12 protein-coding genes are annotated in these 13361 nt (G+C 70.4%); 7 read left to right on the top strand and 5 right to left on the bottom strand.

Features of this window, described 5'->3' with window-relative positions; translation table 11 throughout:
- Window positions 1–2: 2 nt before the first annotated feature.
- The 3 genes from AB3M34_RS04215 to AB3M34_RS04225 are packed head-to-tail and all read left to right on the top strand — an operon-like array spanning window position 3 to window position 3387.
- Window positions 3–1874: a hydantoinase B/oxoprolinase family protein gene (locus AB3M34_RS04215; RefSeq protein WP_370617836.1), complete on the top strand. Its 1872-nt coding sequence runs from the start codon at window positions 3–5 to the stop codon at window positions 1872–1874.
- Entirely contained in the window at window positions 1871–2497 is a 627-nt protein-coding gene (locus tag AB3M34_RS04220; RefSeq protein WP_370617837.1) for an isochorismatase family protein, read from the top strand. Before AB3M34_RS04215 ends, AB3M34_RS04220 begins: the two co-directional genes overlap by 4 nt.
- Window positions 2494–3387, top strand: coding sequence for a hydroxymethylglutaryl-CoA lyase (locus AB3M34_RS04225; protein ID WP_370617838.1), 894 nt, complete (start codon window positions 2494–2496; stop codon window positions 3385–3387). The genes AB3M34_RS04220 and AB3M34_RS04225 overlap by 4 nt, the downstream gene beginning before the upstream one ends.
- Window positions 3388–3393: 6 nt before the next feature.
- On the opposite strand, the gene ppk2 is transcribed toward AB3M34_RS04225, so the two are convergent.
- The gene (ppk2, locus tag AB3M34_RS04230; protein WP_370617839.1) at window positions 3394–4287 is read right to left on the bottom strand and encodes a polyphosphate kinase 2; all 894 of its coding nucleotides are present in this window, start codon (window positions 4285–4287) and stop codon (window positions 3394–3396) included.
- Entirely contained in the window at window positions 4284–4961 is a 678-nt protein-coding gene (locus tag AB3M34_RS04235; protein ID WP_370617840.1) for a GAF and ANTAR domain-containing protein, read from the bottom strand. Before AB3M34_RS04235 ends, ppk2 begins: the two co-directional genes overlap by 4 nt.
- 89 nt (window positions 4962–5050) lie before the next feature.
- On the opposite strand from AB3M34_RS04235, the gene AB3M34_RS04240 reads away from it, so the two are divergent.
- Both AB3M34_RS04240 and AB3M34_RS04245 read left to right on the top strand, forming a co-directional pair.
- Window positions 5051–5821, top strand: a complete 771-nt coding sequence (locus tag AB3M34_RS04240) for a cyclase family protein (protein WP_370617841.1) — start codon at window positions 5051–5053, stop codon at window positions 5819–5821.
- Window positions 5821–7464: a thiamine pyrophosphate-binding protein gene (locus AB3M34_RS04245; protein ID WP_370617842.1), complete on the top strand. Its 1644-nt coding sequence runs from the start codon at window positions 5821–5823 to the stop codon at window positions 7462–7464. The genes AB3M34_RS04240 and AB3M34_RS04245 overlap by 1 nt, the downstream gene beginning before the upstream one ends.
- On the opposite strand, the gene AB3M34_RS04250 is transcribed toward AB3M34_RS04245, so the two are convergent.
- Complete coding sequence (locus AB3M34_RS04250; protein WP_370617843.1) at window positions 7415–8689, bottom strand: exonuclease domain-containing protein; 1275 nt, start codon at window positions 8687–8689, stop codon at window positions 7415–7417. The genes AB3M34_RS04245 and AB3M34_RS04250 overlap by 50 nt on opposite strands.
- 109 nt (window positions 8690–8798) lie before the next feature.
- Here AB3M34_RS04250 and AB3M34_RS04255 point away from each other — a divergent pair, with 109 nt between their 5' ends.
- Window positions 8799–10601: an acyl-CoA dehydrogenase gene (locus AB3M34_RS04255; protein ID WP_370617844.1), complete on the top strand. Its 1803-nt coding sequence runs from the start codon at window positions 8799–8801 to the stop codon at window positions 10599–10601.
- 18 nt (window positions 10602–10619) lie between these two features.
- Window positions 10620–11609 carry a P1 family peptidase gene (locus AB3M34_RS04260; RefSeq protein WP_370617845.1) on the top strand — a complete coding sequence of 330 codons (990 nt, stop codon included), beginning with the start codon at window positions 10620–10622 and terminating at the stop codon, window positions 11607–11609.
- Between the two features lie 62 nt (window positions 11610–11671).
- Here AB3M34_RS04260 and AB3M34_RS04265 read toward each other — a convergent pair whose 3' ends face one another.
- Together AB3M34_RS04265 and AB3M34_RS04270 are read right to left on the bottom strand one after the other, a co-directional pair.
- Window positions 11672–12535, bottom strand: coding sequence for an SDR family oxidoreductase (locus AB3M34_RS04265; RefSeq protein WP_370617846.1), 864 nt, complete (start codon window positions 12533–12535; stop codon window positions 11672–11674).
- 39 nt (window positions 12536–12574) lie between these two features.
- Entirely contained in the window at window positions 12575–13348 is a 774-nt protein-coding gene (locus AB3M34_RS04270) for a hypothetical protein (RefSeq protein WP_370617847.1), read from the bottom strand.
- Window positions 13349–13361 lie beyond the last annotated feature (13 nt).

Genomic DNA, 13361 nt, shown 5'->3' on the forward strand with positions numbered 1-13361 from the left:
ACATGGCACAGATCATCCAGACCGCGACCGAGCCCCTCCCGACCGTCGACGTCGACGTGGTCACGCTCGACCTCGTCGAGAACGCACTGCGCAACGCTCGCTACGAGATGGACGAGGTCCTGTTCCGAACGGCGCTGTCACCGGGGATCCGCGAGCAGCACGACGAGTTCCCGCTGATCGGCGACCCGGAGGGCAAGATGGTCGTCGGCCAGTTCGGTCTCTCGATCCCGGACTTCCTCGAGAACTTCGACGGCACCATCCAGGAGGGCGACATCCTCCTCACCTCCGACCCGTACTCGTGCGGCGCCGCGATCAGCCACGCCAACGACTGGCTCGTCGTGATGCCCATCTACTTCGAAGGGCGCGTCGTCGGGTGGGCCTCGATGTTCGGGCACATGTCGGACGTCGGCGGCAAGACGCCGGCCTCCATGCCGACCGACGCCCGCACCATCTACGAGGAGGGCGTCGTCATCCCGCCCTTCAAGCTCTACAAGGCAGGCGTGCTCGACGAGGACGCGCTGCGCATCATCCTCAACCAGGTACGCAAGCCCGACTGGAACCGCGCGGACCTCAACGGGTTGGTCGCAGCCTGCAGCACCGCGTCACGCCGCGTGCAGGAGCTCTGCGCCCGGTTCGGTGCCGACACCTACACCTCCGCGCTCGACGCCCTGCTCGACCGCAACTACCGGGCGATGAAGGCGCTGCTCCAGATGGTGTTCAAGGACGGCGAGACGCTCTCGTTCACCGACTACATCTGTGACGACGGCGTCGGCTACGGGCCGTACGAGCTCAAGCTCAGCCTCACCCGCAACGGCGACAAGGTCCTGCTCGACTTCACGGGCAGCAGCCCGCAGGCGAAGGGGCCGATCAACTACTACATCAACGAGAACCTCGTCCGGATGTTCTTCGGGATCTACATGATCACGGTCGCGGACCCGCAGATCCTCTGGAACGACGGCTTCTATCCCCTGGTCGACGTCGAGATCCCCGAGGACTCGTTCTGGAAGCCGAAGTTCCCGGCAGCGCTCAATGCCCGCAACCACGGGATCGGGCGCGTGTTCGACCTCTTCGGAGGCCTCCTCGGCCAGACCAACCCCGACCTGCTGAACGCCGCCGGCTTCTCGTCGTCGCCGCACTTCATGTACTCCGGGAACTACAGCGAGGGCGAACGCAAGGGGGAGTGGTTCCAGCTGTACTCGATCGGCTTCGGTGGCATCCCAGGCCGTCCGATCGGAGACGGCCCGGACGGGCACTCGCTGTGGCCGTCCTTCGTCAACATCCCGTGCGAGTACCTCGAGTCGTACTACCCCTTGCGGGTCGAGGCGTGGGAGACCGTCTCGGACACGGGCGGCGCAGGGCTTCACCGGGGCGGCAACGCGGTCGACGTCGCGTACCGGTTCCTCGAGCCTGGCACGATCGCCATCCACGACGACCGGTGGCTCACCTATCCATGGGGCGTCAACGGCGGCGAACCCGGAGCCCGTGGCCGCAAGTGGATCCTCCGGGCCGACGGCACGACCGAGATCCTGCCGAGCAAGATCCACGACGTCGAGGTCGTGCCCGGCGACGTGCTCCACTTCGTCACGTGGGGCGGCGGCGGATGGGGCGACCCGCTCGCGCGTGACCCCGAGCTCGTCGCCCTCGAGGTACGGCGGGGGCTGGTGACCGCCGACGGCGCACGGCGCTACGGCGTGGTGTGCGACGAGTCGGGCTCCGTCGACGCCGACGCGACGGCGACGCTGCGGGTGGAGATGGACGCCGGTCGGCCGGACGTCCTGCCGACGTTCAACTCCGGCCCGCCGCTGGAGGAGATCCTCGCACGGTGCGAGGAGGAGACCGGGCTACCCGCCCCCAAGCCACCGGTGGCCCTGTGACCGGCGTCGACGACGACGCCTTCCCGCCGGCGTTGGGCGTCGACCTTCCCCCGGGTCGACGCCCAGCGCTGGTCGTGGTCGACCTGATGCGTGCGTACTTCGACCCTTCGTCGCCGCTGTGCCTGCCGTCGGCCGACGTGCTCGGTCCCGCGCGGCGGGTGCTCGACGCGGCCCGTGCCGCGGGCGTACCCGTCGTGCACACCCGGGTCGCCTACGACGCCGACGGAGCGAACGGCGGCGTGTTCCTCCGCAAGCTGCCCGCGCTGCGAGGCCTCGTCGGGGGCGGACCGCTGAGCGAGATCGTCGAGCCGGTCGCGCCTGCCGGGGGCGAGCCGGTGGTCGTCAAGCAGTACGCCAGCGCGTTCTTCGGCACCAGGCTCGCCTCGATGCTCGCGTCGATGGACGTCGACACGGTCATCGTCATCGGAGTCTCGACGAGCGGATGCGTCCGTGCGACGGCGGTGGACGCGCTTCAGCACGGGCTGGTGGCACTCGTCGTCCGGGACGCCGTGGCTGACCGGGCGTCCGGACCGCACGAGGCCAACCTGTACGACCTTCAGGCGAAGTACGCACAGGTCGTCAGCGCGGCCGAGGCGGTCGACTACCTGGCGTCGGTCGCATGACCAGCGTGGAGATCTGCGAGGTCTCGCCGCGAGACGGCCTCCAGAACGAGTCGGTCGTCCTCTCGACCGAGGTGAAGACCGAGCTCGTCGAGCGGGCAGTCGCCGCCGGCGCACGCCGTGTCGAGGCAGTCAGCTTCGTCAACCCTGCGCGCGTCCCGCAGATGGCCGACGCGGAGGCGGTGATGGCGACAGTCCCCAGGGTCGAGGGTGTTTCGTACGCGGGCCTCGTGATGAACCGTCGCGGGCTCGACCGGGCCGTGGAGGCCGGCGTCGACGAGATCAACGTCGTCGTCGTCGCGACCGACACCTTCTGCCAGCGCAACCAAGGGAGGACGACGGCGCAGGCGTGCGACGAGGCCCGCGCGCTGGTCGCGGCCGGGCGCGAGGCCGGGTTGTTCACCACCGTCACTGTCGGAGCGTCGTTCGGATGTCCGTTCGAGGGCGAGGTGAGCTTCGACCGGCTCGCGGACGTGCTTGCCCGGGTCGCCGACGCGGCACCGGACGAGGTCGCCCTCGCCGACACGATCGGTGTCGCCGTGCCTGCCGCCGTGACGGCCCGGCTGGCGCTCCTCGACGCGAGGATCGCCCCAGGAACCAGCACCCGGCTGCACCTGCACGACACGCGAAACACCGGCGTCGCAAACGCGCTCGCCGGCGTAGCAGCGGGTGTCGACGTGCTGGACGCCAGCATCGGCGGCACGGGTGGCTGCCCCTTCGCGCCCAACGCCACCGGAAACGTCGCGACGGAGGACCTCGTCTACACCTTCGAGCGCTCGGACATCGCCACGTCCTTGTCGCTGTCGGGCCTCATCGAAGCCGCGAAGTGGCTGGAGGAAGAGATCGGTCGTCGCCTCCCGGGCGCGCTGCTGCACGCGGGCACGTTCCCCTGACGGATGTCAGTCGCCGACGGACTCCTTGCCACGCCGGACGAGCTTCGGGTCGGGATAGCCGACCACCGCCGTGTCCTTGCCGGTGTAGTCGAACTGACTCAGGAAGAAGCGCAGGGCGTTGAGACGGCCGCGCTTCTTGTCGTTGCTCTTGATCGCCGTCCACGGGGCGATGTCGGTGTCCGTGTGCACCATCATCGCCTCCTTCGCATCGGTGTAGGCGTCCCAGCGGTCCAGCGACGCGATGTCCATCGGAGACAGCTTCCACCGGCGTACGGGGTCGATCTGGCGGATCGCGAACCGGGTGCGCTGCTCGTGCTGGGTCACCGAGAACCACAGCTTGGTGAGTGACATGCCGCTCTCGATCAGCATCTCCTCGAACAGCGGCGCCTGGCGCATGAACAGCTCGTACTCGGCGTCCGTGCAGAAACCCATCACCCGCTCGACACCTGCCCGGTTGTACCAGGAGCGGTCGAAGAGGACGATCTCACCGGCGGTCGGGAGGCGCTCCACGTAGCGCTGGAAGTACCACTGGCCGTTCTCTGTCTCGGTCGGCTTCGTGAGCGCGACCACGCGGGCGGTGCGTGGGTTGAGGTGCTCGGTGAACCGCTTGATCGTGCCGCCCTTGCCGGCGGCGTCACGCCCCTCGAAGAGGATCACGTGGCGGGTGCCGCTGTCCTGCGCCCAGTACTGGAACTTCAGCAGCTCGACCTGGAGGCGGTACTTCTCGGCCTCGTAGACGTCGCGGTCCATCCGGGTGTCGTACGGGTAGTCGGCGCGCCACGTCTCGATCGGGTTGCCGCCCGGGTCGATGAGGTCGGGGTCGGAGCCGTGGCCGTCGTGGCGCACGGTGTAGCCCGAGTGGACCAGGTCGTCGAGGTACTCGCGGAAGTTCTGGATCATGATGAAGGGAGCTGCCGCGTTGCCGCGATCTCGGCCGCGACCTCGTGCAGTCGCGTGTTGGAGTGCTGCGAGTAGCGCTTGAGAACAGCGAAGGCCGTCACGTCGTCGACTCCGAAGCGCTCCATGATGATGCCTTCGGCCTGCCCGATCACGGTCCGGTTCTCGAGGGCCGTGGTCAACGACTCGATCGTGTGCGCGGAGGCGAGCGCGGCGGCTGCGTGCGCCGAGAAGGTCACCAGCAGTGCGACGTCGTTCTTGTCGAACTGGTCGATCTTCGTGCCGAAGATGTTCAGCGCCCCGATCCGCTTGTCGTCGGCGTGCAGGTCGGCCGCCATCATGCTGTTCACGCCGTGCTCGCGCGCGAAGGGCCCCCAGTTCGGCCATCGGGGGTCTTCTCCCAGGTCGCCCGTCAGGACCAGGCCCTCGTCGGTCGCCGCGTCGACGCACGGGCCTTCGCGCAGGTCGTACTGGACGGCATCGAGGCGCTCGACGATGTCGTGCGTCGCACCCTCCGACTCCAGCCGCCCACCTCCCCGGATGAGCGTCACTCCGGCGTAGTCCGCTCCGAAGAGCACTCGCGCCGACTCGGTCACCTTCTCGATCGAGGACGTGAGCCCCCGGATGGAGCTCAGCTCACGCACGACCTGGCTGACCACCTCGTCATGCCCTGTCATCGGAATCCTCCTCGATCGTCTGCCGTACAACCGGCCCGAACCACTAGTGTGCTCGCACACCCCTCACAGCAAAGACCATACGGAGCAACATGTCCGTTCTCACAGCCCTCACCGCCGCCTTGAGCTCCGGCTCGATCGAGGTCGTCGACCTGACGTCGCCTCTGTCTCACGAGACCCCGATCCTGGAGCTGCCGCCCGAGTTCGGTCAGACCCAGCGTTTCACCCTCGAGGAGATCAGCCGCTACGACGACCGGGGCCCGGCCTGGTACTGGAACAACTTTCGTACCGGCGAGCACACCGGTACCCACTTCGACGCCCCGAACCACTGGGTGAGCGGCAAGGACCTTGCCGACATCGACTCCGTCCCGGTCTCGGCGCTCGTCGCTCCGGCCGTGGTGCTGGACGTCACCGACGAGGTCGCCTCGAACGCCGACTTCCTCATCGAGGTCGAGCACCTCGAGGCCTTCCAGGCCGAGCACGGCGCCTTCCCCGCGGGCGGCTGGCTCCTGTGCCGCACGGGATGGTCGGCCCGCACGACCCAGCAGGAGATGATCAACAACACGGAGACCGGTCCGACGAGCCCCGGGATGTCCGCCGAGTGCGCCCGCTGGGTCGCGGAGGAGTCTCCGTTGCAAGGCATCGGCGTCGAGACGGTCGGTACGGACGCGGGTGCCGCGCACTCCTTCGACCCGGCGTTCCCCTGCCACGCGTTCCTCCTCGGCAACGGCAAGTACGGCCTGGCGCAGCTGCAGAACCTCGACCGCCTCCCGGTCACCGGTGCCGTGGTCGTGGCGTCACCGCTACGGATCGTCGGCGGCTCCGGGTCGCCCGCACGGGTGCTCGCCCTGGTGGAGCGTTGATGCAGGTCGCCGAGGCCGTCGGTCGCGCTCTCGTCGAGTCCGGCATCGACCACGTCTTCGGTGTCGTCGGGTCGGGCAACTTCCATCTCACCAACGCGATGGTCGCCGCCGGTGCGCGCTTCGTCGCGACCCGCCACGAGGGCGGCGCGACGACCGCAGCGGACGCGTACTCCCGCACGAGCGGTCGCGTGGCGGCCGTCACCGTGCACCAGGGGTGCGGGCTCACCAACGCGATGACCGGACTCGCCGAGGCTGCGAAGAGCCGGACGCCCGTCGTCGTCGTCGCTGCCGAGGTGACCCAGCCGCTCTCCAACTTCTTCGTGGACCAGGACGCGCTCGCACTGGCGGTCGGTGCCGTCCCGATCCGGGTCGGGTCGGCGGACTCCGCGATCGCCGACGCACGCGCGGCCGTCGCGGTCGCCAGGGACGAGCGCCGTACGGTGCTGCTGAACGTGCCGCTCGACCTGCAGGCGGGCGAGGCGTGGGCCGGTCCCAGCGTCGTCGGGGCCTCGGCCCGGCCGGTGGCGAGACCGCCGGAGACCGACCTCGCCACCCTGTGCGACGCCCTCGCGGCGGCGCAGCGGCCCGTGTTCGTCGCGGGACGTGGCGCACGGGGCGCCGGTCCGGACGTCGCCCGCCTCGCGGAGGCGTGCGGCGCGCTGCTCGCCACGTCGGCCGTCGCGCGTGGTCTGTTCGCCGGCGACCCGTGGTCGCTCGACGTGTCGGGCGGCTTCGCGCCACCGGTCGTCGCCGAGCTGATCGCCGATGCCGACCTGATCGTCGGCTGGGGGTGCGCCCTCAACATGTGGACGATGCGTCACGGTCGGCTGATCGGCCCCGGAGCGGTCGTGGTCCAGGTCGACGACGACCCCGACGCCATCGGTGCGCACCGACCCGACGCGGTGGGGGTCGTCGGTGACGTCGGCGCGACCGCCCGGGCGATGATCGAGCGCCTGACCGGCTCGCGCCAGGGCTACCGCACTCCGGAGGTCGAGAAGCAGATCGTCGCGCAAGGTCGGTGGCGCGACGTCGCCTACGAGGACGACAGCACCCAGGACGCACAGGGGCGACCCGAACGGATCGACCCGCGGACGCTCACGATCGCCCTCGACGACCTGCTGCCGGCGGAGAGGGTCGTCGGCGTCGACTCCGGCAACTTCATGGGCTATCCGAGCGCCTTCCTGGCTGTCCCTGACGAGCGCGGGTTCTGCTTCACGCAGGCGTTCCAGTCGGTCGGCCTCGGGCTCGCGACGGCAATCGGCGCCGCGCTGGCGCAACCCGAGCGGCTCGCCGTGGCCGCCCTCGGGGACGGCGGAGCGCTGATGGGCGCCGCCGAGCTCGAGACCGTCGTACGTCTGGGGCTGCCGATGGTCGTCGTGGTCTACGACGACGAGGCGTACGGGGCCGAGGTGCACCACTTCGGGCCGGACGGACACCCGCTCGACACGGTGATGTTTCCGTCGGCCGACTTCGCGGCCATCGGGCGCGGGTACGGGTTCGAGGCAGTGACGGTGCGAGGCGTCGACGACCTGCGAGAGGTCGGGCGGTGGCTCGCCGGACCACGTGAACGACCGCTCCTCGTCGACGCCAAGGTCACGCGCGCGGCGTCGTGGTGGCTGGAGGAGGCGTTCCGAGGTCACTGACCTCCGGGCCGGGGACGACCAGCTGTCGCGCGAACTCCTCCACGGTGATCACAGGGATGCCGAACCCGCGGGCCCTCCGCGCCTTGATCGACATGGTGTAGGCGTCAGCGGCCACGACGACGTCGACCTGGGGGGTGACGGCGTCGAGGACCGTGAGCCCGTACGCCTCCGCGCGTCGCGCCCAGGCCTGGTGCGGCTCGGCCATCTCGCCGGTGAAGACGACGCGTGCGCCTGGAGCGACCGCGTAACGAGCCCGGGCCGGCGCGGGCTCGACCGCTGCGGCGTCCTCACCCGCGGCGGCCCGCACGGCCGTGCGGTCGAGCCCGAGGAGCACGGCGACGCGCTCGAGGTCGGTGTGCTCCGCCGGAGACAGCCGTCGATCGCTCGACGCCGCTCGGACGAGGGCACGCAAGTAGTCGCGGTGCATGCGGGCGACATCGGCGTCGGTGAAGCCCAACGAGCGCGAGAGGCCGGCGAGGTCGTCGGCGTCGATGCCGTCGAGGTCGCGTTCGGCGAGCTCTCGGTCGAGGACCGCGAGGTAGGGGTCGGCGGTCGCGGTGTGGGGGTCGCGGGGGAGATGGTCGACCAGGCTCGCCATGAACCCCGTCGGCGGCTCGGGCACGGCCGCCCGCGGTCGCGGCGCCGGGCGGAAGGCCGTCGGTGGGAGGACCGGCCACCTGAGGGCACGGCTGGACGCGAGGACGTCGTCCCACGGTCGAGGCGTGCCGACCCGGTCGAGGTAGGCCGCGAGGAGTCCGGCGGTCGCCCACGTGTCGGCCGCCGCAGCGTGCCAGCCCTCGAGCTCCACGCCGGCGGCGGCGCAACAGTCTCCGAGGGAGCGGCCCGACCCGGGGAGAAGGTCGACGCTGAGCGCCATCGTGCAGAGCCCGAGGTCGGGCGTGACAGGGAACGCGACGCCGAGGCGGTGGAACTCCGCGTCCAGGAAGGTCAGGTCGAACGGGAGGTTGTGGGCGACGAGCGTGCGACCGCGCAGCAGCGACACGAGGTGCGGGGCCACGTCGGCGAACCGCGGGGCGCGCACGGCGTCGACCCCGCGGATGCGATGGATGCGCTGCGGGCCGAGGTCGCGCCCGGGGTTGATCAAGGTGGACCACTCGAGCTCGACCGCTCCGTCACGGTCGACGAGGACGACCGCGATCTCGGCGATGCGATGGTGCAGCGACGGGCTGAGGCCGGTCGTCTCGGTGTCGATGACGGCGTACATGGTCACTCCGTACGGGCGGGGTTCGTGCTCGGAACGTACCGCTCACCGCTGACAGACTCCGGAGGGTCGGGCATCGCCAGGGAGGTAAGCAAGCGCTTAGTATGGCGCCATGGCCGAATCGCGCATCATGTCTCGTAGGAACCTCGACTTCCTGCTCCACGAGTGGCTCGACGTCGAGGAGCTCACGCGACGAGAACGCTACGCCGAGCACGATCGCGAGACCTTCGACGGGCTCCTCGAGCTGTCCGAGCGGATCGCCACGGACATGTTCGCACCGATGGCCCGAGCGCTCGACGTCGACGAGCCGCGGGTCGGCGAGGACGGCAAGGTCGTCCTCCTCCCGGGTGTCGCCGACGCGCTCGCCGCGTACAACGAGGCGGGCTTCCCGGCTCTGGGGTTCGACGCCGAGCACGGCGGAGCGCAGGTGCCGTTCACCCTCCAGCAGGCCTCGTCGGTCTGGTTCCAGGCGGCGAGCGTCGGCGTCAGCGCGTACCCGTCGCTGGCCAAGGGCAACGCCCACCTGGTCCTCACGCACGGGACGCCCGAGCAGATCGCGACCTATGCGGCGCCGGTGATCGATGGCCGCTGGTACGGCACGATGTGCCTGTCGGAGCCGCAGGCAGGGTCGTCGCTGACCGACATCACCACGCGCGCGGTCCAGCAGGAGGACGGCTCCTACCGGCTGACCGGCACCAAGATGTGGATCTCCGCCGGCGACCACGAGCTGGGTGAGAACATCGTCCACCTCGTCCTCGCCAAGACGCCGGACGCACCGGCGGGCGTCAAGGGCATCTCCCTGTTCATCGTGCCCAAGCTCCTCCCTGACGCCGACGGTGCTCCCGGTGAGCGCAACGACGTGTCGCTCGTGGGGCTGAACCACAAGATGGGCTTCCGCGGCACCACCAACACCCTGCTGAACTTCGGCGAAGGCTTCGCCACGCCCGGCGGTCGGCCTGGTGCGGTGGGGTTCCTCGTCGGCGAGGAGCACCACGGCCTCTCGTACATGTTCCACATGATGAACGCGGCGCGCATCGGGGTCGGGGCGGGGGCCGTCGCCCTCGGCTACACCGGCTACCTCCACGCGCTCGACTACGCGAAGTCGCGGACGCAGGGGCGTGCGCTCGACGACAAGGACCCGACGTCCGCCCCGGTCGCGATCATCGAGCACACCGACGTGCGCCGCATGCTGCTCGCCTCGAAGTCGTACGTCGAGGGTGGCCTGGCTCTGGTCCTCTACTGCGCGCGCCTGGTCGACGAGGCGGCAACGGCGCCCGAGGAGTCCGACCGCGAGCGCGCGAGGCAGCTGCTCGAGGTGCTCACCCCGATCGCGAAGGCGTGGCCGTCGCAGTGGTGCCTGGCTGCCAACGACCTCGCCATCCAGGTCCACGGGGGCTACGGCTACACCCGCGACTACCCGGTGGAGCAGTTCTACCGCGACAACCGGCTGAACCCGATCCACGAGGGCACGAACGGCATCCAGGGACTCGACCTGCTCGGACGCAAGGTCGTCGCGGGAGGCGGCGCGGGCCTGGCGCTCCTCGCCGACACCATCGGTGCGACGATCGCGCAGGCGCGCAAGGCGGGAGGAGACGCTGTTTCGTACGCCGACGCGCTCGAGCGTGCGCTCGGCCGGCTCGGCGAGGTCACGGGCCTCGCGTGGGCAGACCGCGACCCGGTCGTGGCGCTCGCCAACGCGACCGCGTACCTCGAGGCCGCCGGTCACGTCGTCGTCGCCTGGACGTGGCTCGAGCAGCTTCTGGTCGCGGACGAGAAGGAGGGCTCGTTCTACGACGGCAAGCGGGCCGCCGCACGCTACTTCTTCACGTACGAGCTGCCCACGATCGCGCCGAAGCTCGACCTGGTCGCCGCGCGTGATCGCACGACGATCGACCTGGACGTCGACGCGCTGTGAGCGGCTAACGTCGTCGGCGTGCGCGTCGACGAGCTGCCTCTGACCCTCGGCCCCCACCCGCGGGGCCCCCACAACGCGATCACCGACGTCCCGGGGGTGCGCGTCGGCCACGCGACGCTCGCGTCGGGAGACCTCCGGACCGGCGTCACCGCGATCGTGCCGGATCAGCTGGGCGCGTCGCGGAGGCAGCTGCCGGCGGGCCTGTTCGTCGGCAACGGGTTCGGCAAGCTCGTCGGCGCGACGCAGCTGCGCGAGCTCGGTGCGATCGAGACCCCCGTCCTGCTCACGAGCACGCTGTCCGCGTTCCGGGTGGCCGACGCACTGGTCGCGCACGTGCTGGCCTGGCCTGGCTACGCGGACGTCACCACCCTCAACCCGGTCGTCGGTGAGACGAACGACGGATACCTGTCGGACGTCCGGGCTCGAGCGGTCGGTGCGGAGCAGGTCGAGGAAGCGCTGGCGTCAGCGAGCGGCGGTCCCGTCGGCGAGGGGTGCATCGGTGCTGGGGCAGGGACGACGGCGCTCGGGTTCAAGGGTGGTGTCGGCACGTCGTCACGACGGGTCGACGTCGCCGGGGAGTCGTACGCCGTCGGCTCGCTCGTCCAGTCGAACTTCAGTGGGACGCTCACCGTGGCCGGCGTGCCGGTGCCTGCCGAGGAGCCGGTCGGGGAGACCGACGGCAACTCCTGCATGATCGTCGTGGCGACCGATGCGCCGCTCGATGCGCGCCAGCTGGACCGGGCGGCGCGGCGCGCGGTGTTCGCGATGGGGCGGGTCGGCGCGAGCTTTGCGCACGGCAGCGGCGACTACGCGCTCGCGTTCTCGGTGGGGTCAGGTACGCCACCGGCCGACGCCGCACTGGACCCGCTGTTCGGCGCTGCCATGGACGCAGTCGAGGAGGCGTTGCTCAACTCGGTGCTGATGGCGACGACGACCCGTGGGTTCCGTGGCCACGTCGCGCGCGCCGTACCCGCAGACGCCGTCCGTGCCCGCCTTGACCTGACCTGAGGCGTTGCGTATCGACATTCCGTCCGTCCCGTGGTCGCGATGTCGAGACGCAGCGTCGGTCCTCAGAAGACCGGCTTGCCCCCCGTCACGCCGATCACCGTGCCCGTCACGTAGCTCGCGTCCGAGGGCGAGGCCAGGAACACGAACGCCGGGGCGACCTCGGCGGGCTGACCTGCGCGTCCCAGCGGAGTGTCCTTGCCGAAGCTCTCGATCTTCTCGACCGGCTGTGTCGCCGGCTGCAACGGTGTCCAGATCGGACCGGGCGCCACGGCGTTGACACGGATGCCCTTCGGCCCGAGGGTCGTCGCCAGGTTGGCCGTGACGTTGTTGATGGCCGCCTTCGTCGCGGCGTAGTCGAGCAGCGTCGGCGAGGGGTCGTACGCCTGGATCGACGTGCAGTTGACGATGCTCGACCCCTCCTTCATCAGCGGCACGGCCGCCTGCGTCAGCCAGAACAGGGCGTACAGGTTCGTCTTGAACACCCGGTCGAGCTCGTCGGGCGTGATGCCCTCGATGCCGTCCGACCGCCGCGCCATCTGGAACCCGGCGTTGTTGACCAGCACGTCGAGCGCGCCGAGCTCCTCGACGACCCGCTGCGGCAGGCTCGACGCGGTCTCGCGGTCGGTGAGGTCGCCCGGAAGGAGCATCACGCGGCGCCCCGCGCGCTCGATCCACGACGCGGTGTCCTCCGCGTCCTGCTTCTCCTCGGGAAGGTACGAGATGGCTACGTCGGCGCCCTCGCGTGCGTACGCGATGGCGACGGCCCGACCGATCCCGGAGTCGCCGCCGGTCACGAGCGCCCGGAGTCCCTCGAGACGCCCGGAGCCGTGGTACGACTCCTCGCCGTGGTCGGGGACCGGGTTCATCGCCGCGGTCGAGCCCGGGGGATCCTGCTGCTGCGGAGGAAATGCCTGATCGTCGCTCATGAGTGCCCCGTACCCCGTCGGGGTCGGGTCATGCCGTGGCTACGCGCACGTGAACCCGTCCTTGGTGCGCGGCCAGACGGCGACCTTCTCGCGGTTCCCGACGTACGCACGCGTGCCGTCCGGCGACCGCCAGAGGTGGTCGCCGTCGCGATGGAATCCGGTGTCCACGGCGTGCGGCGGCAGGTCGGCCTCGGAGTCGTACGGGGCATCCGTCCACTCGGCGTACTCGGTGTCGGCGTCGCGGACGTACGTCGTCTCGCCGAGGGACAGGAACGTCAGGTGCTGCCAGCCGCAGTGCTCGGGCCCGTCCGCCGAGTGGACACGGCGGGTCGAGACAGGCCCGTCCGCGTCGAACCAGATCTCGACGCCGGCTCTCTCGGCGACGGCTGCGGGCAGCTCCGCGTAGTCGCAGCGCGCCCACGACTCCACGTACCAGCCTTCCTTGCCGAACGCCTCGCCGTCATGGACGATCAACGCCTGCCGAACCCGCCCGGCGTCGGTGAACGTGAACAGTGCTCGGTCGTCGTCCTCGCGCACCAGCACGTAGCCGTCGTGCACGCCGGTGATCTGGGCTTCGTCGAACGCCGTGCGGAGTGCGGCCTCGGGTTCGTCGCTCAACGCGCCGTTGTCGTACTCGCCGGGATAGTTGTTGCCACCCGTGGGGGCGTCGTCGCACTCGACGACCCGGTGAGCCGCGCCTTGCCGTCCCTCCGCGGCGAGTGGCCCGTCGTAGGTGCCTGCGGCGAGCGTGTCCTCTCCGCAGGCGCTGGTGAGCAGGATCAGCATGGCGACGGCGCTCAGCAGACGGCGCATGAGTGGCCCTTCG

Source organism: Mumia sp. Pv4-285 (assembly GCF_041320275.1).
GTDB lineage: Bacteria > Actinomycetota > Actinomycetes > Propionibacteriales > Nocardioidaceae > Mumia > Mumia qirimensis.

Coding starts and splice junctions, on each gene's coding strand:
- AB3M34_RS04215 (WP_370617836.1), top strand. CDS start 3: ATGGCACAGATCATCCAGACCGCGACCGAGCCCCTCCCGACCGTCGAC.
- AB3M34_RS04225 (WP_370617838.1), top strand. CDS start 2,494: ATGACCAGCGTGGAGATCTGCGAGGTCTCGCCGCGAGACGGCCTCCAG.
- ppk2 (WP_370617839.1), bottom strand. CDS start 4,287: ATGATCCAGAACTTCCGCGAGTACCTCGACGACCTGGTCCACTCGGGC.
- AB3M34_RS04235 (WP_370617840.1), bottom strand. CDS start 4,961: ATGACAGGGCATGACGAGGTGGTCAGCCAGGTCGTGCGTGAGCTGAGC.
- AB3M34_RS04240 (WP_370617841.1), top strand. CDS start 5,051: ATGTCCGTTCTCACAGCCCTCACCGCCGCCTTGAGCTCCGGCTCGATC.
- AB3M34_RS04245 (WP_370617842.1), top strand. CDS start 5,821: ATGCAGGTCGCCGAGGCCGTCGGTCGCGCTCTCGTCGAGTCCGGCATC.
- AB3M34_RS04250 (WP_370617843.1), bottom strand. CDS start 8,689: ATGTACGCCGTCATCGACACCGAGACGACCGGCCTCAGCCCGTCGCTG.
- AB3M34_RS04255 (WP_370617844.1), top strand. CDS start 8,799: ATGGCCGAATCGCGCATCATGTCTCGTAGGAACCTCGACTTCCTGCTC.
- AB3M34_RS04265 (WP_370617846.1), bottom strand. CDS start 12,535: ATGAGCGACGATCAGGCATTTCCTCCGCAGCAGCAGGATCCCCCGGGC.
- AB3M34_RS04270 (WP_370617847.1), bottom strand. CDS start 13,348: ATGCGCCGTCTGCTGAGCGCCGTCGCCATGCTGATCCTGCTCACCAGC.